Genomic DNA, 25404 nt, shown 5'->3' on the forward strand with positions numbered 1-25404 from the left:
CCCCCGCCCCGCCCCCCGCCCCGCCCCGCGCACCGAGCCGCGCTCGCGTCGAGCGGATCCGGACCGCGCCTAGGCTGGATGCATGCAGGTGATCGGACTGACGGGCGGCATCGCCGCGGGCAAGACGGTGGTGGCCGACCGGTTGGCGGAGCTCGGCGCCGCGCGCATCGACGCCGATCGTCTCGCCCGGGAGGTCGTGGAGCCCGGCACGCCGGCCCTCGCGGAGATCGCCCGGCGGTTCGGCCCCGGCGTGATCGCGCCCGACGGCTCCCTCGATCGACCCGCCCTCGGGGCCATCGTGTTCCAGGACCCGGACGCGCGCCGCGACCTGGAGGCGATCACGCACCCCGCGGTGCGCGCGCTGTCCGCGCAGCGCATGGCCGCGGCGGCGGAGGCCGACGCCGACGCGGTCGTCGTGTACGACATCCCGCTCCTGGTGGAGTCGGGCCGCGTCGACGAGTTCGACCGGATCGTCATGGTCCACGCGCCGCGCGAGGAACGGATCCGCCGCCTCGTCGAGCTCCGGGGGATGTCGCCCGAGGAGGCCGAGCGCCGGATCGCATCGCAGGCCTCCGACGAGGAGCGCCTCGCCGTCGCGGACGAGGTCGTCGACTCCGGCATCTCGCTGGCGTCGACGCTCGAGCAGACGGATCGGCTCTGGGCGAACCTGTCCGGCGATGTCGGTGGCCGCTCGTAGGCTGATGCAATGCAGCCCACCCGTTCCGTGCGCCCGTTCAAGGTCGTCAGCGACTACTCCCCGAGCGGCGACCAGCCCACGGCCATCGCGGAGCTGGCGGGCCGGGTCAACGCCGGCGAGCCCGACGTCGTGCTCCTCGGCGCCACCGGCACGGGCAAGTCGGCCACGGCCGCCTGGCTCATCGAGAAGGTCCAGCGGCCCACGCTGATCCTCGCCCACAACAAGACGCTGGCGGCCCAGCTCGCCACCGAGTTCCGCGAGCTCATGCCGGACAACGCGGTCGAGTACTTCGTCTCCTACTACGACTACTACCAGCCGGAGGCGTACGTCCCGCAGACGGACACCTTCATCGAGAAGGACTCGTCGGTCAACGCCGAGGTCGAGCGCCTCCGCCACTCCACCACCAACTCGCTGCTCAGCCGCCGCGACGTCGTGGTCGTCAGCACGGTGTCGTGCATCTACGGCCTGGGGCAGCCCGAGCAGTACATGAACGCGATGGTCGCGCTCCAGGTCGGCATGCAGATCAACCGCGACACGCTCATCCGCAAGTTCGTGTCCATGCAGTACCAGCGCAACGACGTCGACTTCTCGCGCGGCAACTTCCGCGTGCGCGGCGACACCATCGAGATCATCCCGATGTACGAGGAGCTGGCCATCCGCATCGAGATGTTCGGCGACGAGATCGAGGCGCTGTACCAGCTGCACCCGCTCACCGGGGACGTGGTCCGCAAGATGGACGCGGTGTCCGTGTTCCCGGGATCCCACTACGTGGCCGAGACCGAGGTCATGCAGCGGGCCATCGGCACCATCCAGCAGGAGCTCGAGGAGCGCCTCGCGGTCCTCGAACGCGAGGGGAAGCTGCTCGAGGCCCAGCGCCTGCGCATGCGCACGAACTTCGACATCGAGATGATGCAGCAGATCGGGTTCTGCTCCGGCATCGAGAACTACTCGCGGCACATCGACGGGCGAGACGCGGGGGAGGCCCCGCACTGCCTGCTCGACTACTTCCCGGACGACTTCCTCGTCGTCATCGACGAGTCGCACGTCACCGTGCCGCAGATCGGCGCCATGTTCGAGGGCGACTCCTCGCGCAAGCGCACGCTGGTCGAGCACGGCTTCCGCCTGCCGAGCGCGCTCGACAACCGGCCGCTGAAGTGGAACGAGTTCACGGAGCGCGTGCCGCAGACCGTGTACATGTCGGCGACGCCCGGCAAGTACGAGCTCGGCATGGGCGACGGCGTGGTGGAGCAGATCATCCGTCCGACCGGCCTCATCGACCCGGCCATCGTCGTCAAGCCGACGAAGGGCCAGATCGACGACCTTCTGGAGCAGATCCGCATCCGCGTCGAGAAGGACGAGCGCATCCTCGTCACCACGCTCACGAAGAAGATGGCGGAGGAGCTCACCGACTACTTCGCCGAGGCCGGGGTGCGCGTGCGCTACCTCCACTCGGACGTCGACACGCTGCGCCGCGTCGAGCTGCTGAGCGAGCTGCGGGCCGGCGTCTACGACGTGCTCGTCGGCATCAACCTCCTCCGCGAGGGCCTCGACCTCCCGGAGGTCTCGCTCGTCGCGATCCTCGACGCCGACAAGGAGGGCTTCCTGCGGTCGTCCACGTCGCTCATCCAGACCATCGGGCGGGCCGCGCGCAACGTGTCCGGGGAGGTGCACATGTACGCCGACGTGCTGACGGACAGCATGAAGCGCGCCATCGAGGAGACGGATCGCCGCCGCGAGAAGCAGGTCGCCTACAACACCGAGCACGGCATCGACCCGACGCCGCTGCGCAAGCGCATCGCCGACATCACCGAGATCCTGGCGCGCGAGGGCGAGGACACGAAGAAGATGCTCGAGGGGCGCGGCGGCGGCAAGCGCTCGCCCACCCCGAACCTCCGGCGCGAGGGCAAGGCGGCCGCCGGGGCCAACGAGCTCGAGACGATCATCTCCGACCTTAACGACCAGATGCTCCAGGCGGCGGGCGAGCTCAAGTTCGAGCTGGCCGCGCGCCTCCGCGACGAGCTGGGCGACCTGAAGCGCGAGCTGCGGCAGATGGAGAAGGCCGGCCACCTGTCCTGATCCGACAGGCGCGCGGCGGGCAGCCGTCGGTCGCGCGCCTGCTCCGTCGGCGGTGTCGGTGGCGACGCATACGATGGACAGGTGTCAATCTCCCCCGTCGAGTCCTCCTCCCTCCTGAGCGTGCGCGGCGCTCGCGTCCACAACCTCCGCGACGTCGACCTCGACATCCCGCGCGACTCGCTCGTCGTCTTCACGGGCCTGTCGGGGTCCGGCAAGTCGTCCCTCGCGTTCGACACGATCTTCGCCGAGGGCCAGCGCCGCTACGTCGAGTCGCTGTCCGCGTACGCGCGCCAGTTCCTCGGCCAGGTCGACCGGCCGGACGTCGACTTCATCGAGGGCCTGAGCCCCGCGGTCTCCATCGACCAGAAGTCGACGAACCGCAACCCGCGCTCGACGGTGGGCACCATCACCGAGATCTTCGACTACATGCGCCTGCTCTGGGCGCGCATCGGCGTCGCGCACTGCCCCGTCTGCGGGGAGCGCATCTCGCGCCAGACCGTGCAGCAGATCGCCGACCAGCTCATGGAGCTCGAGACCGGCACCAGGTACCAGATCGTCAGCCCCATCGTCTCGCAGAAGAAGGGCGAGTTCGTCGACCTGTTCGCGGAGCTCGCCTCCGGCGGCTACTCGCGGGCCATCGTCGACGGGGAGCTCATCCAGCTCAGCTCGCCGCCCAAGCTCAAGAAGCAGTACAAGCACGACATCTCGGTCGTCGTCGACCGCCTGGTCGCGAGCGACGACATCCTCGGGCGCCTGACGGACTCGCTGGAGACCGCGCTCCGCCTCACGGACGGCATCGTGATGATCGACTTCGTCGACGTCGACGGCCCCGGCGGACTGCAGACGTACTCCGAGAAGCTCTCATGCCCGAACAACCACCCCATCCAGCTCACCGAGATCGAGCCGCGCACGTTCTCGTTCAACGCCCCCTTCGGCGCCTGCCCCGAGTGCTCCGGTCTCGGCACGCGCATGTCGGTGGACCAGGAGCTCCTCATCGGCGACGAGTCGCTGAGCATCGCCGACGGCGTGATCCTGCCGTGGACCACGCAGGGCAAGGGGCTCTTCCAGTACTACGAGAAGCTGCTCGCGGGCCTCGCGCGCGACCTCAAGTTCTCCCTCACGACGCCCTGGCGGAAGCTCTCCGAGGAGGTCCGCGAGGCCGTCCTGCGGGGCAATGACTTCGAGGTCCAGGTCAAGTGGAAGAACCGCTACGGGCGCGAAATGACCTACTCGTCCGGCTTCGAGGGCGTCATGCCCTACATCGAGCGCCAGTTCGCCCAGGCGGAGACCGACAACCAGCGCGCGCGCTGGGGCGAGTACCTCCGCGAGATCCCGTGCCCCGTCTGCGACGGCAAGCGCCTGAAGCCTGAGGTGCTCGCGGTGCTCGTGCACGGTGCGAACATCGCCGACGTCGCCGAGATGAGCCTCTCGGACGCGCAGGAGTTCATGGCGCAGCTGGAGCTGACCGATCGCGAGGCGCACATCGCCGCGCAGGTGCTGCGGGAGATCCGCGTGCGCCTCGAGTTCCTCATCGAGGTCGGCCTCAACTACCTCAACCTCGCGCGGGCCGCGGCATCTCTGTCCGGCGGGGAGGCGCAGCGCATCCGGCTGGCCACGCAGATCGGCTCGGGCCTCACGGGCGTGCTGTACGTGCTCGACGAGCCGAGCATCGGCCTGCACCAGCGCGACAACCGCCGCCTCATCGAGACGCTCGTGAAGCTCCGCGACCTCGGCAACACCCTCATCGTCGTCGAGCACGACGAGGACACCATCCGCACGGCCGACTGGATCGTCGACATCGGCCCCGGCGCCGGCGTCAACGGCGGCAAGGTCGTGCACTCCGGCTCCTACGAGGGCCTCATCGAGAACCGGGAGTCGCTCACGGGCGACTACCTCGCGGGCCGCCGCGCCATCGCGACGCCGGCGAAGCGCCGCAAGATCGACAAGAAGCGGCAGATCCAGGTCGTCGGCGCGCGCGCCAACAACCTGCAGAACGTCACCGCGACCTTCCCGCTCGGCACGCTCACGGCCGTCACCGGCGTCAGCGGCTCGGGCAAGTCCTCGCTCGTGAACGACATCCTCTACCGCGTGCTCGCCAACGAGCTCAACGGCGCCCGCAAGGTGCCGGGCAAGCACTCCCGCGTCACGGGCCTCGAGAACCTCGACAAGGTCGTGCACGTCGACCAGAACCCCATCGGCCGCACCCCGCGCTCGAACCCGGCCACCTACACGGGCGTGTTCGACCGGATCCGCAACCTCTTCGCCGAGACCACCGAGGCCAAGGCCCGCGGCTACCTCCCGGGCCGCTTCAGCTTCAACGTTAAGGGCGGGCGCTGCGAGGCGTGCTCGGGCGACGGCACCATCAAGATCGAGATGAACTTCCTGCCGGACGTGTACGTGGCGTGCGAGGTCTGCGGGGGAGCGCGCTACAACCGCGACACCCTGAGCGTCCACTACAAGGGCAAGAGCATCGCCGAGGTCCTCGACATGTCCATCAGCGAGGCGGCCGAGTTCTTCGAGCCGATCCAGGCCATCCACCGCTTCATGAAGACGCTGGTGGACGTCGGCCTCGGTTACGTGCGGCTCGGCCAGAGCGCCACGACGCTCTCCGGCGGCGAGGCGCAGCGCGTCAAGCTGTCCACCGAGCTGCAGCGCCGGTCGAACGGCCGCAGCATCTACGTGCTCGACGAGCCGACCACGGGCCTCCACTTCGAGGACGTGCGCAAGCTCCTGCTCGTGCTCAACGGGCTGGTCGACAAGGGCAACACGGTCATCGTCATCGAGCACAACCTCGACGTCATCAAGTCCGCCGACTGGCTCATCGACATGGGGCCGGAGGGCGGCGCGGGCGGCGGCACCGTGCTCGCCACCGGCACCCCCGAGCACCTGGCCACCGTGCCGGAGAGCTACACGGGCGGCTTCCTCAAGGAGGTCCTCGACGCCGAGGCCGAGGCCGCGGCGATCGAGTCGCAGCGTGCGCGCGAGGAGCGCGCGGCCGGCTGATGGCCCGCACCGACACCGTCGGCTACCGCCCGGCGGCGGGGGAGATCCCCACGTCGCCGGGCGTGTACCGCTTCCGCGACGCGGCCGACCGCGTCCTCTACGTGGGCAAGGCGAACAACCTCCGCGCGCGGCTCGCCAACTACTTCGCGCCGCTGGAGAGCCTGCACGAGCGCACCCGGCGCATGGTCACGTCCGCGGCGGGCGTCGAGTGGACCGTCGTCGGCAGCGAGTTCGAGGCGCTGCAGCTCGAGTTCACGTGGATCAAGGAGTTCGACCCGCCGTTCAACGTCAAGTTCCGCGACGACAAGTCGTACCCCTACCTGGCCGTCACGATGGGTGAGGACTACCCGCGGGTCATGGTCACCCGCAACCGCAAGATCCGGGGCGCCAAGTACTTCGGCCCGTACACGAAGGTCTGGGCCATCCGCGAGACGGTCGACCACCTGCTCAAGGTCTTCCCGATGCGCTCCTGCTCGGAGAGCACGTTCAAGCGCGCGCGGCAGACGAACCGGCCATGCCTCCTCGGCGACATCGGGCGCTGCGCCGCGCCGTGCGTCGGCCGCTTCTCGCAGGAGGAGCACCGCGACATCGTGGACGACTTCGCGAGCTTCATGGCGGGCAACGACTCGAAGTACGTGGGCCAGCTCACGCAGCGGATGAAGGACGCCGCGGCCGAGATGGACTACGAGGCCGCCGCCCGCCACCGCGACGACATCGGCGCGCTCGAGGCCGCGCTGTCCAAGACCGCCGTAGTGTTCGACGACCGGGTGGACGCCGACGTCTTCGGCATCGCGGCCGACGAGCTGGCAGCGGCCGTGCAGCAGTTCATGGTCCGCGGCGGCCGCATCCGGGGCACGCGCACCTGGGTCGTCGACAAGGAGCTCGACATCGGCATCGGCGAGCTCGTCGAGACCGTGCTCCACAACGCCTACGAGGACGAGGCGCACCCGCCGCGCGAGGTCCTCGTCCCCGAGTTGCCCGCGGACGCCGCCGAGCTCGAGCTCTGGCTCAGCCAGCGCCGGGCGGCGGGGGAGGACGACGGATCCGTGCGCCGCGGCCGCCCGAGCTCCTGGCAGGTCGACCTCCGCGTGGCCCAGCGCGGCGACAAGGCGGCGCTCGCGCACACCGCCGCCACCAATGCGCAGAACGCGCTCATGCTCTACAAGACGCGCCGCAGCTCCGACTTCACCACCCGGTCCAAGGCGCTGGCCGACATCCAGGAGGCGCTCGGCATGCCCGACGCGCCGCTGCGCATGGAGTGCTACGACGTCTCGCATCTCAGCGGCACCAACATCGTCGCGTCCATGGTCGTCTTCGAGGACGGCCTGCCGCGCAAGGACCAGTACCGCCGCTTCAACATCGCCGACTCCACGGACGACACCGAGTCGATCCACCAGGTCATCACGCGCCGGCTCGCCTACCTGGGCAAGGAGGCCGAGGTCCCGGCCGACGCCGCGCCGCCCGAGCTCGGCGAGGCGCCCCCGGTCAACAAGTTCTCCTACAGCCCGAACCTGCTCATCGTCGACGGCGGGCAGCCGCAGGTGGCTGCTGCGCAGCGGGCGCTCGAGGAGTCGGGGGTGACGGGGATCCAGCTGGCCGGCATCGCCAAGCGCCTCGAGGAGATCTGGCTGCCGGACTCCGACTACCCGATCATCCTGCCGCGCAACAGCGACGCCCTCTTCCTCATCCAGCGCATCCGCGACGAGGCCCACCGGTTCGCCATCACGCACCAGCGGGCCCGCCGGAAGCGCGACATCACGTCGGTGCTGAACGAGATCCCGGGGCTCGGGCCGTCGCGCGTGCAGCGGCTGCTCCAGCAGTTCGGATCCGTGGCCAAGCTCAAGCAGGCCGAGGTCGAGGAGATCGCGGCCGTGCGCACCATCGGGCCCACGCTGGCCCAGGCCGTCTACGAGCGGCTCCGTTCGTGACGCGCGCCCGGTCGGGTGTCGCGGGTCGCGCCTAGACTGGATCCATCGACCGGCGCGACGAGAGGTGCATGCCCGCATGAGCGTGGAGATCCCCCAGCAGGACGTCATGATCGTGACGGGGATGTCCGGCGCGGGCCGCTCCACCGTCGGCAACGCACTGGAGGACCTCGGCTGGTACGTGGTCGACAACCTCCCGCCGCAGATGCTCAAGCCGCTCGTGGAGCTGGCGGGCCGCGCAGGCACGTCGCTGCCCAAGATCGCCGCGGTGGTCGACGTCCGCGGCGGCGACTTCTTCTCCGAGCTGCGCGACATCCTCCACACCTTCGGCACCGGCCCGCGCCTGCGCGTCCTGTTCCTCGAGGCCACCGACGCGGCGCTCGTCCGACGGTTCGAGCAGGTCCGCCGCCCGCACCCGCTCCAGGGCAACGGCACGCTGCTCGACGGCATCGCGGCCGAACGGGCCCGAATGATCGAGATCCGCGAGGCGAGCGACCTCGTCATCGACACCTCCGAGCTCAACATCCACCAGCTCGCCACCACGATCACCGAGCAGTTCAGCGGGGCGGACGACGCTGGCGTCCGCGTCACCGTGATGAGCTTCGGATTCAAGTACGGCACCCCGGCGGACGCCGACATGGTGGCCGACATGCGCTTCCTGCCCAACCCGTTCTGGACGCCGGAGCTCCGCCCGCTCACGGGTCGCGACAAGGCCGTCAGCGACTACGTGTTGGGTCAGGAGGGCGCCGAGGAGTTCGTCCACGCCTATGCCAGGGCCCTCGCCCCGGTGCTCGCCGGGTATCAGCGGGAGAACAAGAGACACGCTACGATCGCTATCGGCTGTACCGGCGGCAAGCACCGCTCGGTCGCCGTCTCCGAGGAGCTCTCCAGCCTCCTCCGCGCCCTTCCCGGCGTCGCTGTCAGCACCAAGCACCGCGACCTCGGCCGGGAGTAGGGCACCCATCTCATCAAGGGAGTAAGCATTTGCCTCTGACCTCGGACGTCAAGGAAGAACTGTCACGCGTCGAGGTCAGCAAGACCACGGTGAGGGCCGCCGAGCTGGCCACCATCCTGCGCTTCTCGGGCGGGCTGCACCTCATCTCGAACCGCATCGCGGTCGAGTCCGAGCTCGACACCCCGCTTCTCGCCCGCCGTGTCCGCAAGGACCTGGCCGAGCTCTACGGCGTCCGCAGCGACATCTCCGTCATCCCCGCGTCCGGCATGCGCCGCGCCACGCACTACCTTGTCCGCGTGATGGAGGGCGGCGAGACGCTCGCCCGCCAGACCGGCCTGCTCGACGCGCGACGCCGTCCCATCCGCGGCCTGCCGAACCGCCTCACCACGGGCTCCCGCGAGGAGATCGCCGCCGTCTGGCGCGGTGCGTTCCTCGCCGCGGGCACGCTCACGGATCCCGGCCGCTCGGCCGCCCTCGAGGTCACGTGCCCGGGCAACGAGGCCGCCATGGCACTCGTCGGCGCCGCCGGCCGCCTCGACGTCAGCGCCAAGGCGCGGGAGGTGCGCGGCGTGCACCGCGTCGTCATCCGCGACGGCGACGCCATCGGCCAGATGCTGCGCGCCATGGGCGCGCAGGGCACGGTCGTCAACTGGGAGGAGATGCGCCAGCGCCGCGAGGTGCGGGCCACCGCGAACCGCCTCGTCAACTTCGACGACGCGAACCTCCGCCGCTCCGCGCAGGCCGCCGTCGCCGCGTGCGCGCGCGTCGAGCGGGCCATGGAGATCCTCGGACCGGACATCCCCGAGCACCTCAAGTACGCGGGCGACCTGCGCCTGCGCTTCCGTGACTCCAGCCTCGACGAGCTGGGCCACCACGCCGATCCGCCCATGACGAAGGACGCCGTCGCGGGGCGCATCCGCCGTCTGCTCGCGATGGCGGACAAGAAGGCCGTCGACGAGGGCCTGCCCGGCACCGACGCCAACCTCCCCGCCGACCTCGACGACGTCTGATGCGCGGCGCGTCCGCCGACGCGGGATGCGTCGTCGCCGGCCTGGATCGGCTGGACGCCGGGCGTCATCCGGCCAGGTGGCGCGGAGGGCCGCCGGACTAGACTCGATCCGTCACCCACCCCCGGCCTCTGGCCGGGAGCCCCCGGGCAACGAAGAGGAGATACACCTATGGCTGACTACACTCTCATCGATCTTCCCTACGACTACTCGGCCCTCGAGCCGAGCATCAGCGGCCGCATCATGGAGCTCCACCACGACAAGCACCACAAGACCTACGTGGACGGCGCGAACACCGCCCTCGTGAAGCTCCAGGAGGCGCGCGACGCCGGCGACCTCACGTTCGTCAACAAGCTGCAGAAGGACCTCGCGTTCAACCTCGCGGGCCACGTCAACCACACGGTGTTCTGGAACAACCTCTCCCCGGACGGCGGCGACAAGCCCACCGGCGAGCTGGCCGCCGCCATCGACGAGTTCTTCGGCTCCTACGACAAGTTCCAGGCGCACTTCACGGCCTCGGCCCTCGGCATCCAGGGCTCCGGCTGGAGCATCCTCGCCTGGGACTCCCTGGGCCAGAAGCTCATCATCGAGCAGCTGTACGACCACCAGGGCAACCTCGCTGCGGCGACCGTCCCGATCCTGCTGCTCGACATGTGGGAGCACGCCTTCTACCTCGACTACGTCAACGTCAAGGCCGACTACGTCAAGGCGTTCTGGAACATCGTGAACTGGGCCGACGTGCAGGCGCGCTTCGACGCCGCCCGCACCAAGACGCAGGGTCTGTTCCTCCTCTCGTAGCCGCATCCGCGGGCGGTCCGCCGGGAGACCCGGGCCGCCCGCGGACCCCGCACGTCGGGCCTCCCGCCTGCTCGACCCCCTCCATCACCCACGCCGCCTCAGCGCGCGCAGAACAACAGGAGAACTCGTGACCGTCAAGATCGGCATCAACGGCTTCGGCCGCATCGGCCGCAACTACTTCCGCGCCGCGCTCGCCAAGGGCAGCGACATCGAGATCGTCGCCGTGAACGACCTCACCGACAACAAGGCGCTCGCGCACCTGCTCAAGTACGACTCCATCACCGGCCGCCTCGACGCCACCGTCGAGCTCGACGGCGACAACATCGTCGTGAACGGCAAGGCCATCCGCGTCCTCGAGGAGCGCGACCCCGCGAACCTCCCGTGGGGCGAGCTCGGCGTCGAGATCGTCATCGAGTCCACCGGACGCTTCACCAAGGCCGAGGACGCGCGCAAGCACATCACGGCCGGCGCCAAGAAGGTCCTCGTCTCGGCTCCCGCCACGGGCGACAACGTCACGACCCTGGTCCTCGGCGTCAACGAGGGCACCTACGACCCCGCCACGCACGACGTCATCTCCAACGCGTCCTGCACCACGAACTGCCTCGCGCCCCTCGCCAAGGTCTTCCTCGACGAGTTCGGCATCGAGCGCGGCCTCATGACGACGGTCCACGCGTACACCGCCGACCAGAACCTCCAGGACGGCCCGCACAGCGACCTGCGCCGCGCGCGCGCCGCTGCGGTCAACATCATCCCGACGTCCACCGGCGCCGCCAAGGCGCTCGGACTCGTGATCCCGGAGCTCGTCGGCAGGCTCGACGGCTACGCGCTCCGCGTGCCCGTGCCCACCGGCTCGATCACCGACCTCACCATCGAGACCTCGGCGAACGTCACGGTCGAGCAGGTCAACGCGGCCTACAAGGCCGCGGCCGAGGGCCCGCTCAAGGGCATCCTCAAGTACACCGAGGACCCCATCGTCTCGAGCGACATCGTCAACGACCCGCACTCCTCGATCTTCGACGCCGGCCTCACGAAGGTCATCGGCAACCAGGTCAAGGTCGCGTCGTGGTACGACAACGAGTGGGGCTACTCCAACCGCCTCGTCGACCTCACCGAGTACGTCGCCGATCGCCTGTAACCGGCCGTGGCACTCCGCACCATCGACTCCCTCGGGGATCTCCGGGGCCGCCGCGTCATCGTGCGCTGCGACCTCAACGTCCCGCTGAAGGGCGGCGTGATCGGTGACGACGGGCGCATCCGCGCCTCGTTGGGGACCCTCACGGGTCTCCGCGAGGCCGGGGCGCGCGTCATCGTGATCTCGCACCTCGGCCGGCCCGACGGCACTCCGGATGAGAAGTACAGCCTGCGTCCCGTCGCGGCCCGCCTCGGCGAGCTGCTCCGGGCGGACGTCGCCTTCGCGGACGACACCGTGGGCGACTCCGCCCGCGCGGCCGTCGAGGCCCTCGGCGACGGCGACGTCGTCGTGCTCGAGAACCTCCGCTTCCACGCGGAGGAGACCAGCAAGGACGAAACGGTCCGCCGCGGCTTCGCGGAGTCGATCGCCGAGCTGGGGGACGCGTTCGTGTCCGACGGCTTCGGCGTCGTCCACCGCAAGCAGGCCAGCGTGTTCGAGCTGGCGCAGGCGCTGCCCAGCGCCGCCGGCTCGCTCATCGCGAGCGAGCTCGAGGTGCTCGACCGCCTGACGGAGAACCCGGAGCGTCCCTACACGGTCGTGCTCGGCGGATCCAAGGTGTCGGACAAGCTCGGCGTCATCGGCCACCTGCTTCCCCGCGTGGACTCACTTCTCATCGGCGGCGGGATGCTCTTCACGTTCCTCAAGGCCCAGGGGCACGAGGTGGGCGCGAGCCTCCTCGAGGAGGACCAGGTCGAGACCGTCAAGGGCTACCTGGCCGAGGCGGAGGAGCGTGGCGTGAAGATCGTGCTGCCCACCGACGTGGTCGTGGCCGACGGGTTCTCCGCCGACGCCGCCCACGAGGTGACGCGTGCCGACGCCATCGAGGGGACGCCCGCGGGCGCGAAGGGGCTCGGGCTCGACATCGGCCCCGAGACCGCCGACGCGTTCGCGACGATCATCCGCGGCTCGACCACGGTGTTCTGGAACGGCCCCATGGGCGTCTTCGAGCTGGAGCCGTTCGCGGCCGGCACGAAGACGGTCGCCGACGCGCTCACGCGCGTCGAAGGGCTGTCCGTGGTCGGCGGCGGCGACAGCGCCGCGGCCGTCCGCGCACTCGGATTCGATGATGACCGCTTCGGTCACATCTCGACCGGAGGCGGCGCGAGCCTCGAGTTCCTCGAGGGGAAGCGCCTGCCGGGACTGGAGGTCCTCGGATGGCAGTGACCCATCGCCCGCAGGGGCGCACGCCCCTCATCGCGGGCAACTGGAAGATGAACCTGGACCACCTCCAGGCCATCGCCTTCGCGCAGAAGCTGGCATGGAGCCTCAAGGACGCGAAGCACGACTACGCGGAGGCGGAGGTCGCGGTGTTCCCGCCAGCGACCGACATCCGCAGCGTGCAGACTCTCGTGTCGGCGGACAAGCTCGAGCTGGCCTACGGCGCGCAGGACGTGTCCGAGCACGAGTCAGGCGCGTACACGGGGGAGATCTCCGCGGCGTTCCTGGCGCAGCTGGCCTGCCGCTACGTCATCGTCGGCCACTCCGAGCGGCGCACGCTGCACGGGGAGACCGACGAGCAGGTCGCTGCCAAGTCCGCCGCGGCCGTGAAGCACGGCATCGTCCCGGTGATCTGCGTGGGCGAGACCGCGGCGGACCTCGAGGAGCACGGCGCCAGCGCCGTCCCCGTGGCCCAGCTGCGCGTCGCGCTCCAGGGGCTCGAGAAGGGCGCCGACGTCGTCGTCGCCTACGAGCCCGTGTGGGCCATCGGATCCGGCCAGGCCGCGACGCCGGAGCAGGCGCAGCAGGTCGCGGCGCCTCTCCGCGCGGTCGTCGCCGAGCTCCTCGGCGACGAGGCCGCGAAGGCCACGCGGATCCTCTACGGCGGCTCGGTCAAGTCGGGCAACATCGCGGGCTTCCTCCGCGAGCCGGACGTCGACGGAGCCCTCGTCGGCGGCGCCAGCCTCGACGTGCAGGAGTTCTCCGCGATCGCGCGGTTCCGCTCGCACGTCGGCGTCTGACCAGCGACATCTCCTCGAGCCGCTCGCGTCCATCCAGGCGCGGGCGGCTCGTCATGCTCAGCCGCCCGCTATAATCGACAACGGCCCATCGGCCGTCCACCGGTCGCTATCGGCCACAGCACCGCACCCGAAAGGCCGCACGTGGAAATCCTCCAGGTAGTCCTGCAGGTGGTTCTGGGAATCACCAGCCTCCTGCTGACCATGCTCATCCTCCTGCACAAGGGGCGGGGCGGCGGTCTGTCCGACATGTTCGGGGGCGGCACCACGTCGAGCCTCGGCTCGTCGGGGGTGGCCGAGCGGAACCTGAACCGCATCACCGTCATCCTCGGCCTCATCTGGGTCACGTGCATCGTGGTCCTGGGGCTCATCACCAAGTTCGACACCGGATTGTAGGGAGCAGCCACATGGCATCAGGAGGAAGCGCCATCCGCGGTTCGCGCGTCGGCGCGGGCCCCATGGGCGAGCAGGACCGCGGATTCCACGCGGAGCGCATCTCGATCTCGTACTGGGACGCCCTCGGCAACGAGACCGTCCGCCACTTCGCGGCGAACCTGCCGGAGGAGGAGATCCCGGTCACCATCGACTCGCCGCAGTCGGGTCTGCCCGCCGGGCGCGACAAGGCCAACCCGCCGTCGGTCGCCAAGCTCGAGCCGTACAAGACGCACCTCGCATACGTGAAGGAGCGTCGCAGCGAGGAGGAGGCGAGCCAGCTCCTCGAGGAGGCGCTCGAGCAGCTCCGCGCCCGCCGCGGCACGGTCAAGGCCACCAAGTAGGTCGTAGACCGCACACGACACATGAACGCCCCCGTCCTGAGGACGGGGGCGTTCTTGGTGCTCGCGCTCCTCGCGGCGAGGTCGACCCGCCGGGAGGAGCATCCACGCCGGAGACGACGAAGGGCGGATCCCGGAGGATCCGCCCTTCGTGCCGAGCCCGGCTCACGCCGGGGCGGCGGTCAGTACGACGACAGCCGGAGGTTCTCCGGCACGTCAGCGGCCGCCTCGCGGTCGATGAAGAACACCGTCCGCTTGCGTCCCTTGATGCCCGCGACGGGCACCTCGGTGCGGTCGGCGCCCGCGAGCGCGAGACCGAGCGCGAACGCCTTGTCCGGACCGGCCAGCACCATCCAGATGCGCAGCGACGAGTTCAGCACCGGCAGGGTGAGCGAGATGCGCTCCGCCGGCGGCTTCGGCGAGTTGCGCACCGGGATCACCGCAGCGTCCATGGTGCGGATGCCCTCGCTGTCCGGGAAGAGCGACGCGACGTGCCCGTCCGGCCCGACGCCGAGGAACGTGATGTCGAACCGGGGGATCGAGGTGTCGCCGTTCGCGTGGGCGGCGAGCTCCGCCGTGTACGCGGCGACGGCCTCGTCGAGGCTGAGACCCGCATCGCTCGCGCCCATGGCGTGGACGTTCTCCGCGGGCAGGTCGATGTGGTCGAGGAGGGCCGTGCGCACCGTGGTGTCGTTGCGCTCCGGGTCGCCCTGGGGCAGCCACCTCTCATCGCCGAACCAGAAGTGGACCCGGGTCCAGTCGACGCTGTCGCGCGCCGCGGACTCGTTGACGGCCGCGAGGATGCTCGGGCCGACCGTCCCTCCGGTGAGGACGACGTTGGCGGTCTCCTCTTCATCCAGGATGTCGACGAGCTTCGTGAGGAAGCGCGCGGCGACGGAGCCGGTCATGGCCTTCTTGTCGGGGTGCACGAGCACCCTGCGGTCGTTCGTCATCGGTCTCCCGAGTCCTTCCGTGCGGTGGTGGACGCGGAGATGTACCCCTGGCCGGCGGCGGCGCGCTCGAGGCCGTGACGGATCACGTCGCCGTAGAGCGCGTCGGGGTCGAGGCGCCGCAGCTCCTCGGCCAGGCAGTCGCGGAGGCTCCGGCGGGGGAGGCTCACATCGTGCGTCGGCTGGTTCGGCTGCTTGAGCGTCGCCACGTTGGCGATGGGCCGGTCGAGGTCGATGACGCCCGACGCGCGGTGGAGGCGCACTCCGTGGATCCCGCTCGAGCCGGTGGCCCGCGTGGTGACCTCGTGCAGCACGGGGACCTGTAGCTGCAGTCCGAGCCACGCGGCGAGCAGCACGGTGGAGGGGGAGTCGGCGGCGCCGGACACCTCCACCTGGGTCACGGGCTCGTACGGCGGCTGGTCGAGCACCGCGGCGAGCAGCGCGCGCCAGAGCGTGAGGCGCGTCCACGCGAAGTCCGTGTCACCGGGGGCGTACGTCGCCGCCAGGTGCTGCAGGGCGACGCGCGGGTTGCTGCTCGTGGAGGAGTCCGTGATGCGGCGCTGCGCGATGCGGCCGAGCGGCGACTGGCTGACGACCGCGGGGGCGTCGTGCGGCCACCAGGCGACGACGGGCGCATCGGGGAGGAGGAGGCCCGTGACCAGGCTCTCCTCGTCCTCGGCGGCCGCGCCGTAGACGCGGAGCACGACGACCTCGCTCGCGCCGGCGTCGCCGCCCACGCGGATCTCGGCGTCGACGCGGGCCTTCTCGGTCGTCGTCTCCGATTCGGCACCGCGCTGGGTGGAGATGACGATGACGCGCATGGGGTGCTCGCGCGACGCGTCGTTGGCCGCCTCGATGGCCTCCTCCTCGCTGCCGAGCGAGGTGGAGATCACGAGCGTCAGGACGCGACCGAGGGCGACCGCGCCGCCCTCCTCGCGGATCTTGACGAGCGCCTTCGAGATCTTGGCGGTGGTGGTGTTCGGCAGATCGACTCTCATGGCCGCCTCCAGGTCCGTCCGTCGCGGGCGAGGAGCTCGTCGGCCGAGGCCGGCCCCCAGGTGCCCGGACGGTACTGCTCGGGCTGGCCCTGCGTGCGCCAGAATTCTTCGATGGGGTCCAGGATCTTCCAGCTCAGCTCGACCTCCTGGTGGCGGGGGAAGAGCGGCGGGTCGCCGAGCAGCACATCGAGGATGAGCCGCTCGTACGCCTCCGGGCTCGCCTCGGTGAAGGCGTGGCCGTAGCCGAAGTCCATGGTGACGTCGCGCACCTGCATCCCCGCGCCCGGCACCTTGGAGCCGAAGCGGATGGTGACGCCCTCGTCGGGCTGCACGCGGATGACGAGCGCGTTCTGTCCGAGGGCCGACGTCTGGTCTTCCGCGAACAGGTTCTGAGGCGCGCGCTTGAACACGACCGCGATCTCCGTCACGCGGCGGCCGAGGCGCTTGCCCGCTCGCAGGTAGAAGGGCACGCCCGACCAGCGGCGCGTGTTGATGTCGAGCCGCATGGCGGCGTAGGTCTCGGTCAGGGACTCGGGGTCCATGCCGTCCTCGTCGAGGAAGCCCACGACCTCCTCGCCGCCCTGCCAGCCGCCGGCGTACTGCCCGCGGGCCGTGGCGGTGGAGAGGTCCTTCGGCAGGCGCACCGCGGACAGCACCTTCTCTTTCTCGTCCCGGAGGCTCGACGCGTCGAACGCGACGGGTTCCTCCATGGCCGTGAGGGCGAGGAGCTGCAGGAGGTGGTTCTGGATCACGTCGCGGGCCGCGCCGATGCCGTCGTAGTAGCCAGCACGGCCGCCCACGCCGATGTCCTCGGCCATGGTGATCTGCACGTGGTCCACGTAGTTGGCGTTCCACAGGGGCTCGTAGAGCTGGTTCGCGAAGCGCAGCGCCAGGATGTTCTGGACCGTCTCCTTGCCCAGGTAGTGGTCGATGCGGAACACCGAGTCCGGCGGGAAGACCGACTCGACGACCGCGTTGAGCTCGCGCGCCGTCGTGAGGTCGCTCCCGAAGGGCTTCTCGATGACGACGCGGCGCCAGTGGCCCTCCTTCTGGTCCGCGAGGCCCGAGCGGCGGAGCTGCTCGGTGACCAGCGGGAAGGACTTCGGCGGGATCGACAGGTAGAACGCGTGGTTCCCCATCGTGCCGCGCTCGCGGTCGAGCTCCTCCGTGATGTCCTTCAGCGTCTGGAACGCCTCGTCATCGTCGAAGGTGCCCTGCACGAAGCGGATGCCCTGCGCCAGCTGGCGCCAGACGTCCTCGTCGAACTTGGTGCGCGAGTACTGCTTGACGGCCTCGTACACGACCTGCTCGAAGTCCTGGTCCTCCCAGTCCCTCCGGGCGAAGCCGATGAGCGCGAAGCCGGGGGGCAGGAGCCCCCGGTTGGCGAGGTCGTAGACGGCCGGCATCAGCTTCTTGCGCGACAGGTCACCCGTCACGCCGAAGATGATGAGGCTGCTCGGCCCCGCGATGCGGTTCAGCCGTCGATCAGACGGGATCCGCAGTGGATTGAATTCCGGGGTGATATCCACCGGCGACATGTAACTCCTCGATCTGCCGGACGCGTCCGGCGATGCGGTCATTCGAGCGTCGAGAGCAGGGCCCGGGCGTCCGTGGTGGGATCGGTCAGGTTCAGTCGCAGGACGGGACGACCGTGCTCGGCGAGCACGGTGGCGTCGCCGGCGGCCTGCGCCTGGATGAGCTGCCCGAAGGTGAAGGGGCGGTCGGGGATCTCGAGATCCTCGGCCGCGTCCGCGGTGATCTGCAGGAACACGCCGACGGGGGTGCCGCCCTTGTGGAACTGCCCCGTGGAGTGGAGGAAGCGCGGACCCCAGCCGAACGTGACGGGCCGGCCGACCTTGCGGGCGACGGCGTCGAGGAGGCGCTCGAGCTCGGGGAGGGCGAGGCGGTCGACGAAGGCCTGCACGGCGACGTAGCCCGTCGGGCCGACCTGCGCGAGCAGGGCGTCGATCGCGGAGGAGACGTCGGTCGCGCCCTCGGTGACCTCGCTGGTGCCGCGGACCTCGATGCCGTCCGTCGTGACGACGGGGGCCTCCGGCGCGGGACGGTCGTCGAGCAGCCCGCGCGCGGCGACCTTGGCGGCCTCCACGTCGGGCTGGTCGAAGGGGTTGATCTCGAGCAGGCGGCCCGCGACGGCGACGGCGTACTCCCACGTGAGGATCTGCGCGCCGAGCGTGCCGCTGATGACGATCTCGCCCTCGGCCGCGTCGTGCGCGTCGACGTCGGCGACGAGCCGCGCGATCTGCAGGTCGGCGAGGCCGAGCGCGAGCTCAGGGGCGTCGGTCGGCAGCACGACGGGCAGGAGGCCCGTTCCGAGCTTGCCGGTGGACTCCGCGATGAGCTGCTCGACCCAGTCGCCGAAGCCCACGATGTGCGTGCCGTCGGAGACGATACCGAGCTTGTCCTTCAGCGGCGAGGTGCCGGCGATCGCGGCGCCGAGCACGAGGCCCGGGTTCGAGACGTCGTCGACGGCGAGCTGCGCCGAGGCCGCCTCCGCTTCGTCGAGCAGGCCGCCGATGTCGGCGCCCGCGAGGCCCGACGGCACGAGGCCGAAGGCGGTCAGCGCGCTGTAGCGGCCGCCCACGTCGGGGTCCGCGTTGAAGACGCGGTAGCCGTCGGCGCGGGCCGACTCGTCGAGCGGGGAGCCCGGGTCGGTCACGATGACGATGCGCGTGGTCGGGTCGATGCCCGCCTCGCGGAACGACTTCTCGTAGACGCGCTTCTGGCTGTCGGTCTCGAGCGTGGAGCCGGACTTCGACGAGATGACGACCGCCGTGGTGGCGAGGCGGTCGCCGAGCGCGGCGAGGACCTGGCCGGGGTCGGTCGAGTCCAGGACCGTGAGCTCGACGCCCGCGGTGCGGGTGATGACCTCGGGCGCGAGCGAGGATCCGCCCATGCCGCCGAGGACGATGTGGTCGACGCCCTGGCCGCGGAGCTCCTCGCGGAGCGCCGTGATCTCGGCGACGAGGGGACGGGATACGGAGACCGCCTGGGTCCAGCCGAGGCGCTTGGTGGCCTCGGACTCGGCGTCGGGGCCCCAGAGGGTGCCGTCGAGCCCCGTGATGCCGGAGGCGACGTGCGCCTCGACGAGCGCGGGGACGTGGGTCTCGACGGCCGTGGCCGCCGCGCCGCTCAGCGCGATGCGGACGCTCACTTGGCGCCGTCCAGGGCGGTCGTCACGGTCTCGATGAGCTCGCTCCACGACACCTTGAACTTCTCGACGCCCTCCTTCTCGAGGAGCTCCGTGACCTCCTTGTAGGAGATGCCGAGTCCGTCGACCGCGTTGAGGACCTCGTTGGCGGCGTCGTAGGAGCCCGTGATGGTGTCGCCCTCGATGACCCCGTGGTCGAAGGTCGCGTCGAGCGTCTTCTCGGGCATCGTGTTGACGACGTCCGCCGCGACGAGCTGCGTCACGTAGAGCGTGTCGGGCAGGTCGGGGCTCTTGACGCCGGTGGACGCCCAGAGGGGGCGCTGCTTGTTGGCGCCGGCGCCGAGGAGGCCCTGGGCGCGCTCGGAGGCGAAGGACTGCTCGAACGCCTGGTAGGCGAGCTGCGCGTTGGCGACGCCGGCCTTGCTCTTGAGCGCGGTGGCCTCCTCGGTGCCGATCGCGTCGAGGCGCTTGTCGATCTCGGTGTCGACGCGCGACACGAAGAAGGAGGCGACCGAGTGGATGGTCGACAGGTCGATGCCCGCCGCCTTCGCCTTCTCGAGGCCGGTCAGGTACGCGTTGATGACCTCGCGGTAGCGCTCGAGCGAGAAGATCAGGGTGACGTTGACGCTGATGCCGGCGCCGATGACCTCGGTGATGGCCTCGAGGCCCTCGCGGGTCGCGGGGATCTTGATCATGACGTTGGGCTCGGAGATCTTGTCCCACAGCTTGTGGGCCTCGTCGATGGTCGCCTGGGTGTCGTTGGCGAAGTCGGGGGAGACCTCGATCGAGACGCGGCCGTCGAAGCCGACGGTGCGGTCGTAGACCGGCCGGAAGATGCGCGCTGCCTCGCCGACGTCACGGGTGGTGATCTCGAAGACCGCGCGGTCGACGTCGGCGCCGTCGGCTGCGAGCTCGCGGACCTGGGCGTCGTACGCCTCGCCCTTGGCGAGGGCCGACGCGAAGATGGTGGGGTTCGTCGTGATGCCGACGACGTCGCGCTCGGCGATCACCTTCTCGATGCCCTTGGCATCGATGCGCTCGCGGGACAGGTCGTCGAGCCAGATGCTGACGCCCGCGGCGGAGAGCTGCGCGGTGGGGGAAGTGGTGTCGGTCATGTTGCCTTCTTCTCGCTGGTTGTGAGGTTCTGGGGGAGGGGCGCACGCGTGCGCCCCTCCCGGGTACCCGGCCGACGCGCTGGTGGGCGCTCGGTCGGGGCGGGCCGGCGGGGAGCGGAGCAGCTCGGCCGCCCCGCTCCTCGTCAGCTTCTAGAGGGAGGCGATGGACTCCTTGGCCGCTGTGACGACGGCCTCCGTGGTGATGCCGAACTCGCGGTACAGGACCTCGTACTCGGCGCTCGCGCCGAAGTGCTCGATCGAGATGCTGCGGCCGTGGTGCCCGACGTACTGCTTCCAGGAGAGCGAGATGCCCGCCTCGACGGACACGCGCGCGGCGACCGCCTCGGGGAGCACGTGCTCCTTGTACGCGGCGTCCTGCTCCTCGAACCACTCGAGGCTCGGGGCGCTGACGACGCGGGCCTTGATGCCGTCCGCGGCGAGGGCCTCGCGGGCCTCGACGGCGAACTGGACCTCGGAGCCCGTGGCGATGAGGATGACGTCGGGCGTGCCCTCGGTGTCGGCGAGGATGTACGCGCCCTTGGCGACGCCGGCGGCCGAGGCGTACTCGGTGGCCGTGGCGTCGCCCGTGCCGCGCTCGAGCACCGGGAGGTTCTGGCGCGAGAGCGCCAGGCCCGCGGGGCCCATGCGACGGGTGAGGATCGTCTTCCACGCCTGCGCGGTCTCGTTGGCGTCCGCGGGGCGGATGACGTCGAGGCCCGGGATGGCGCGGAGGCTGGCGAGCTGCTCCACCGGCTGGTGGGTCGGCCCGTCGCCGCCGAGGGCGACCGAGTCGTGCGTCCAGACGAAGATCGACGGCGCCTTCATGAGCGCGGCGAGACGGACCGCCGGGCGCATGTAGTCGCTGAAGATGAGGAACGTGCCGCCGAACGGACGCGTGTTGCCGTGCAGGACGATGCCGTTGAGGATCGCGCCCATGGCGTGCTCGCGGATGCCGAAGTGGAGGACGCGGCCGTAGGGCTCGCCCTTCCACATGCCGGTCGAGCGCTCGGCGGGCACGAAGGACGGCGCCGACTCGATGGTCGTGTTGTTCGACTCGGCGAGGTCGGCGGAGCCGCCCCACAGCTCGGGCATGACCTCGGCGATGGCGTTGATGACCTTGCCGGACGCGGCGCGCGTCGAGACGTCCTTGCCCGCGGGGAACACGGGGAGCGCCTCGTCGAGGCCCTCGGGGGCGTCGCCGGCGAGGACGCGGTCGAGCAGCGTCTTGCGCTCGGGGTTCGCCTCGGCCCACGCGGCGAGCTTCTCGTCCCACTCGCGGTGCTGCTGCTGGCCGCGCTCGACGGCCTGGCGGGTGTGCTCGAGGACGCCGTCCGGCACCTCGAAGCTCTTCTCGGGGTCGAAGCCGACGATCTGCTTGACGGCCGCGAGCTCCTCGGCGCCGAGCGCGGAGCCGTGGATCTTGCCCGAGTTCTGCTTCTTCGGGGACGGCCAGCCGATGATCGTCTTGAGGATGATGAGCGACGGCTTGCGCGTCTCGGCCTTGGCGGCCTCGACGGCGTCGAACAGCTCCTGCACGTCCTCGACGTACTCGCCGGTCTTCTTCCAGTCGACGTGCTGCACGTGCCAGCCGTAGGCCTCGTAGCGCGCGGCGACGTCCTCGGTGAAGGCGATGTCGGTGTCGTCCTCGATGGAGATCTGGTTGCTGTCGTAGATCGCGATGAGGTTGCCGAGCTCCTGGTGCCCCGCGAGGGAGGAGGCCTCGGAGGTGATGCCCTCCTGCATGTCGCCGTCGCCGGCGATCACGTACACGAAGTGGTCGAAGGGGCTCTCGCCGGCGGGGGTCTCGGGGTCGAAGAGGCCGCGCTCGTAGCGGGCGGCGTAGGCGAAGCCCACGGAGGAGGCGAGGCCCTGGCCGAGCGGGCCGGTGGTGATCTCGACGCCGTCGGTGTGCCCGTACTCCGGGTGGCCCGGGGTCTTGGAGTCCCACGTGCGGAGGGCCTGGAGGTCCTCGATCTCGAGGCCGTAGCCGCCGAGGAAGAACTGCGTGTACTGCGTGAGCGAGCTGTGGCCCACCGAGAGGATGAACCGGTCGCGACCGATCCAGGTGCTGTCGGACGGGTCGCGGCGCATGACCTTCTGGAACAGGAGGTAGGCCGCCGGGGCCAGGCTCATGGCGGTGCCGGGGTGACCGTTTCCGACCTTCTCCACCGCGTCCGCGGCGAGGATCCGTGCGGTGTCGACCGCCTTGCTGTCGATGGGGTCCCATTGCAATGCTGCCACTTGGTTCTAGCCCTTCTGAAGATGGGGGGAGGCCCAGCCGGACCGCCTATCAGTATAGGGAACACCCACTTGGCCCCAGGTGTTCCGAGCCCGTCGCGACGGGCCCGACGCGGCTCGGCTCGCAGGGGCCGTGGCCTACCATGGGGAGGGAATGTCCGGCGAGTTAGAGGTGCGATGAACGTTGCGGTGCAGAGTCGGGTCGATCGGGAGACGATCGGCGTGGCGAGGAAGACCAAGGCGTACGTCGCACTGACGAAGCCGCGCGTCATCGAGCTCCTGCTCGTGACCACCGCGCCCGTCATGATCCTCGCCCAGGGCGGGTGGCCGAACCCGTGGCTGATCCTCGGCGTGCTTGTCGGAGGAACGCTCAGCGCGGGCAGCGCCAACGCCTTCAACTGCTACATCGACCGCGACATCGACCGCGTCATGAAGCGCACGCAGCGCCGACCCCTGGTGACGGGGGAGCTGACGGATCGCGAGGCGCTCGTCTTCGCCTGGATCATCGGCGTCGCCAGCATCATCTGGCTCGGCGTCATCTCCAACTGGCTGGCCGCGGCGCTCTCGCTGGCCGCCATCCTCTTCTACGTCTTCGTCTACACGCTGTGGCTGAAGCGCCGCACGCCGCAGAACATCGTCTGGGGCGGAGCGGCCGGCTGCATGCCCGTGCTCATCGGGTGGGCCGCCGTCACCGGCGACATCTCCTGGGCGCCGGTGATCCTCTTCATGATCGTGTTCCTCTGGACCCCGCCGCACTACTGGCCGCTGTCCATGAAGTACCGCGACGACTACGCCTCGGTCAACGTGCCCATGCTCGCCGTCGTCCGCGGCCGCGCCGCCGTCGGCCTCCAGACCATCCTGTACTCGTGGGCCACGCTCGCCTGCTCGCTGCTGCTCATCCCGGTCGCGGGCATGGGGCTCGTCTACACGCTCGCCGCGCTCGCGGGCGGCGGCTGGTTCGTCTACGAGACGCACCGCCTGTACGACCTCGCGGTGCGCCACGAGCCCATCAAGCCGATGCGCGTCTTCCACGCGTCGATCTCGTACCTCTCGCTGCTGTTCCTGGCGGTCGGCATCGACCCGCTCCTTCCCTTCTGATCCCCGCGTCGGGTCCGCGGCGCTCGTCCGTCGACTGACGCCCCCGCCGGCCGACGGTCTCCGTCGCGACGACGCCCGGCTCCGCTGACGGCGCTCGAGGCGAGGGACCCAGGGCGCTGGGCCCGGGGGCCGATCAGGACCCGGCTCCTGCTCGTCCGGGCATGTCCGACGACCGCGGACCTCGCGTCCGGGCCCGGGTGGGGATGTCCCGTGGGCTTCGCCCGGGACGACGACGCCCGCCGCGAGCGGTGCTCGGGCGGGCGTCGTCGACGGGACGGGCGGGGATCAGCCCACGTGGGCGGAGCGCCGCGCCTCCGCGGGGGTCAGCCGCAGGGTGTCGGCCCGGCGCGTGGTGCTCAGCAGCGTCGCGGTCATCGCGGAGGCCAGCAGGCACGCGAGGACCATGTGCAGCCCCACGAGGAACTCGGGGAGGCCCGTGCGCGCCTGGATCAGGCCGACGGCGATCTGCACGAGCTCGACCGCGAGGAGCGCCCGGGTCCAGCGCGACACGGCGGTCCACCGGTTGCGGGCCGCGATGACGACCAGGGCGATCGTCAGCCCGAACGTCGTGTACGCCGGCCAGCTGTGGACGTGCTGCAGCAGCTCCGGGTCGAGCCCGTTGCGCGCCGCACCCTGGTCGCCCGCGTGGGGACCGGATCCGGTGACGACGATGCCGACGAGGATCGTGATGCCGACGACGACGGCGGTGGCGCGCGCCAGGGACAGGAAGGAGGACGGGACCGAGCGCTCGGCCTCGTCGAGCGGGTGGTAGGTGCGCCACACCAGCACGGTGGACAGCACGACGAGCACCACGGACACCACGAAGTGGAGGCCGACGACGTACGGGTTCAGTCCGGTCAGGACGGTGATGCCGCCGATGACCCCTTGCGCGGGGATGCCGAGGCCGATGGCGAGCGCGATCGAGAAGAGGCCGCGTCCGCGGTTCCGGAGACGCAGGACGGCGAGGAACGTGGCGATCGCCACGATCACCAGCACGAAGGTGAGCAGGCGGTTGCCGAACTCGATGACGCCGTGCACGCCCATCTCGGGCGTCGACACGAACGAGTCGGCGGTGCACCGCGGCCACGTCGGGCACCCCAGTCCCGATCCCGTGAGACGGACGAGCCCGCCCGTGCCGACGACGAGCGTCTGCACGACGAGAGTGGTCCAGACGAGCATCCGCGTGACGCGGGTGATCCCGTCCGGCAGCCGCTCCCGCAGCCGCCTGCCGACCATGAGGGTCTGATCTAGCACGCTCCCACTGGGAGACTGCCCCGCATCGGTGCCGTGAGTCACTGCCTGCCTTCCGCGCCCGCTGGATTGCCCGTAGAATCGGGTGGTTCATGGAACACGTCGGGTCTTGCAGCATCCGGCACGTCAGCGAGGACGGCGGGAACAAGTCCACCCGCGTTCCTGTTCATCCTAAGAGGGGCGCGGGGCGTGGAGCCGCCGCAT

The 25404-nt window shown here is 70.4% G+C and carries 20 protein-coding genes; 13 read left to right on the forward strand and 7 right to left on the reverse strand.

What is annotated here, in order from left to right:
• The first annotated feature begins 82 nt into the window (after window positions 1-82).
• From coaE to HDR73_RS04370, 12 genes are all read left to right on the forward strand, one after another.
• Entirely contained in the window at window positions 83-697 is a 615-nt protein-coding gene (gene coaE / locus HDR73_RS04315; protein WP_012299323.1) for a dephospho-CoA kinase, read from the forward strand.
• Window positions 698-706: 9 nt separating this feature from the next.
• On the forward strand, window positions 707-2773 hold the full coding sequence (gene uvrB / locus HDR73_RS04320) for an excinuclease ABC subunit UvrB (RefSeq protein WP_012299322.1): 2067 nt from the start codon (window positions 707-709) through the stop codon (window positions 2771-2773).
• An 81-nt stretch (window positions 2774-2854) separates the two neighbouring features.
• On the forward strand, window positions 2855-5776 hold the full coding sequence (gene uvrA / locus HDR73_RS04325) for an excinuclease ABC subunit UvrA (RefSeq protein ID WP_012299321.1): 2922 nt from the start codon (window positions 2855-2857) through the stop codon (window positions 5774-5776).
• Window positions 5776-7704 carry an excinuclease ABC subunit UvrC gene (uvrC, locus tag HDR73_RS04330; RefSeq protein ID WP_012299320.1) on the forward strand — a complete coding sequence of 643 codons (1929 nt, stop codon included), beginning with the start codon at window positions 5776-5778 and terminating at the stop codon, window positions 7702-7704. Before uvrA ends, uvrC begins: the two co-directional genes overlap by 1 nt.
• A 76-nt stretch (window positions 7705-7780) precedes the next feature.
• Window positions 7781-8656 (forward strand): RNase adapter RapZ, encoded by an 876-nt coding sequence (gene rapZ / locus HDR73_RS04335; RefSeq protein ID WP_041464604.1) that lies wholly within the window; start codon window positions 7781-7783, stop codon window positions 8654-8656.
• Window positions 8657-8685: 29 nt separating this feature from the next.
• Window positions 8686-9666: a DNA-binding protein WhiA gene (whiA, locus tag HDR73_RS04340; RefSeq protein WP_012299318.1), complete on the forward strand. Its 981-nt coding sequence runs from the start codon at window positions 8686-8688 to the stop codon at window positions 9664-9666.
• 168 nt (window positions 9667-9834) lie between these two features.
• Window positions 9835-10461: a superoxide dismutase gene (locus tag HDR73_RS04345; protein WP_012299317.1), complete on the forward strand. Its 627-nt coding sequence runs from the start codon at window positions 9835-9837 to the stop codon at window positions 10459-10461.
• Window positions 10462-10588: 127 nt separating this feature from the next.
• Window positions 10589-11596, forward strand: coding sequence for a type I glyceraldehyde-3-phosphate dehydrogenase (gap, locus tag HDR73_RS04350; RefSeq protein WP_012299316.1), 1008 nt, complete (start codon window positions 10589-10591; stop codon window positions 11594-11596).
• Window positions 11597-11602: 6 nt separating this feature from the next.
• Window positions 11603-12817 (forward strand): phosphoglycerate kinase, encoded by a 1215-nt coding sequence (locus HDR73_RS04355; RefSeq protein ID WP_012299315.1) that lies wholly within the window; start codon window positions 11603-11605, stop codon window positions 12815-12817.
• Window positions 12808-13611 (forward strand): triose-phosphate isomerase, encoded by an 804-nt coding sequence (tpiA, locus tag HDR73_RS04360; protein WP_012299314.1) that lies wholly within the window; start codon window positions 12808-12810, stop codon window positions 13609-13611. Before HDR73_RS04355 ends, tpiA begins: the two co-directional genes overlap by 10 nt.
• A gap of 141 nt (window positions 13612-13752) precedes the next feature.
• Window positions 13753-14004: a preprotein translocase subunit SecG gene (gene secG / locus HDR73_RS04365; protein ID WP_012299313.1), complete on the forward strand. Its 252-nt coding sequence runs from the start codon at window positions 13753-13755 to the stop codon at window positions 14002-14004.
• Between the two features lie 11 nt (window positions 14005-14015).
• On the forward strand, window positions 14016-14384 hold the full coding sequence (locus HDR73_RS04370; RefSeq protein ID WP_012038428.1) for an RNA polymerase-binding protein RbpA: 369 nt from the start codon (window positions 14016-14018) through the stop codon (window positions 14382-14384).
• A gap of 179 nt (window positions 14385-14563) precedes the next feature.
• Here HDR73_RS04370 and pgl read toward each other — a convergent pair whose 3' ends face one another.
• The 6 genes from pgl to tkt all read right to left on the reverse strand — a co-directional run bounded on the left by pgl (window position 14564) and on the right by tkt (window position 22854).
• Window positions 14564-15334, reverse strand: a complete 771-nt coding sequence (gene pgl / locus HDR73_RS04375; RefSeq protein WP_012299311.1) for a 6-phosphogluconolactonase — start codon at window positions 15332-15334, stop codon at window positions 14564-14566.
• Complete coding sequence (locus tag HDR73_RS04380) at window positions 15331-16329, reverse strand: glucose-6-phosphate dehydrogenase assembly protein OpcA (RefSeq protein WP_012299310.1); 999 nt, start codon at window positions 16327-16329, stop codon at window positions 15331-15333. Before HDR73_RS04380 ends, pgl begins: the two co-directional genes overlap by 4 nt.
• Entirely contained in the window at window positions 16326-17867 is a 1542-nt protein-coding gene (zwf, locus tag HDR73_RS04385; protein ID WP_012299309.1) for a glucose-6-phosphate dehydrogenase, read from the reverse strand. The genes HDR73_RS04380 and zwf overlap by 4 nt, the downstream gene beginning before the upstream one ends.
• Window positions 17868-17905: 38 nt before the next feature.
• On the reverse strand, window positions 17906-19501 hold the full coding sequence (locus HDR73_RS04390; RefSeq protein ID WP_012299308.1) for a glucose-6-phosphate isomerase: 1596 nt from the start codon (window positions 19499-19501) through the stop codon (window positions 17906-17908).
• The gene (gene tal, locus HDR73_RS04395) at window positions 19498-20613 is read right to left on the reverse strand and encodes a transaldolase (protein WP_012299307.1); all 1116 of its coding nucleotides are present in this window, start codon (window positions 20611-20613) and stop codon (window positions 19498-19500) included. Before tal ends, HDR73_RS04390 begins: the two co-directional genes overlap by 4 nt.
• 150 nt (window positions 20614-20763) lie before the next feature.
• Window positions 20764-22854, reverse strand: a complete 2091-nt coding sequence (tkt, locus tag HDR73_RS04400; protein ID WP_041464603.1) for a transketolase — start codon at window positions 22852-22854, stop codon at window positions 20764-20766.
• 174 nt (window positions 22855-23028) lie between these two features.
• Between tkt and HDR73_RS04405 the strand changes: the two genes are divergently transcribed.
• Window positions 23029-23949: a heme o synthase gene (locus tag HDR73_RS04405; protein WP_012299305.1), complete on the forward strand. Its 921-nt coding sequence runs from the start codon at window positions 23029-23031 to the stop codon at window positions 23947-23949.
• Between the two features lie 285 nt (window positions 23950-24234).
• On the opposite strand, the gene HDR73_RS04410 is transcribed toward HDR73_RS04405, so the two are convergent.
• Window positions 24235-25245: a COX15/CtaA family protein gene (locus tag HDR73_RS04410; RefSeq protein ID WP_041464602.1), complete on the reverse strand. Its 1011-nt coding sequence runs from the start codon at window positions 25243-25245 to the stop codon at window positions 24235-24237.
• Window positions 25246-25404 lie beyond the last annotated feature (159 nt).

This window comes from Clavibacter sp. (assembly GCF_014802555.1).
GTDB classification, from domain to species: Bacteria; Actinomycetota; Actinomycetes; order Actinomycetales; family Microbacteriaceae; genus Clavibacter; species Clavibacter sepedonicus.

What these genes read in the sequence shown, in the direction of transcription:
- coaE (WP_012299323.1), top strand. Translation starts at nt 83, where the DNA reads ATGCAGGTGATCGGACTGACGGGCGGCATCGCCGCGGGCAAGACGGTG.
- uvrB (WP_012299322.1), top strand. Translation starts at nt 707, where the DNA reads ATGCAGCCCACCCGTTCCGTGCGCCCGTTCAAGGTCGTCAGCGACTAC.
- uvrC (WP_012299320.1), top strand. Translation starts at nt 5,776, where the DNA reads ATGGCCCGCACCGACACCGTCGGCTACCGCCCGGCGGCGGGGGAGATC.
- rapZ (WP_041464604.1), top strand. Translation starts at nt 7,781, where the DNA reads ATGAGCGTGGAGATCCCCCAGCAGGACGTCATGATCGTGACGGGGATG.
- HDR73_RS04345 (WP_012299317.1), top strand. Translation starts at nt 9,835, where the DNA reads ATGGCTGACTACACTCTCATCGATCTTCCCTACGACTACTCGGCCCTC.
- tpiA (WP_012299314.1), top strand. Translation starts at nt 12,808, where the DNA reads ATGGCAGTGACCCATCGCCCGCAGGGGCGCACGCCCCTCATCGCGGGC.
- HDR73_RS04370 (WP_012038428.1), top strand. Translation starts at nt 14,016, where the DNA reads ATGGCATCAGGAGGAAGCGCCATCCGCGGTTCGCGCGTCGGCGCGGGC.
- pgl (WP_012299311.1), bottom strand. Translation starts at nt 15,334, where the DNA reads ATGACGAACGACCGCAGGGTGCTCGTGCACCCCGACAAGAAGGCCATG.
- HDR73_RS04380 (WP_012299310.1), bottom strand. Translation starts at nt 16,329, where the DNA reads ATGAGAGTCGATCTGCCGAACACCACCACCGCCAAGATCTCGAAGGCG.
- zwf (WP_012299309.1), bottom strand. Translation starts at nt 17,867, where the DNA reads ATGTCGCCGGTGGATATCACCCCGGAATTCAATCCACTGCGGATCCCG.
- tal (WP_012299307.1), bottom strand. Translation starts at nt 20,613, where the DNA reads ATGACCGACACCACTTCCCCCACCGCGCAGCTCTCCGCCGCGGGCGTC.
- HDR73_RS04405 (WP_012299305.1), top strand. Translation starts at nt 23,029, where the DNA reads ATGAACGTTGCGGTGCAGAGTCGGGTCGATCGGGAGACGATCGGCGTG.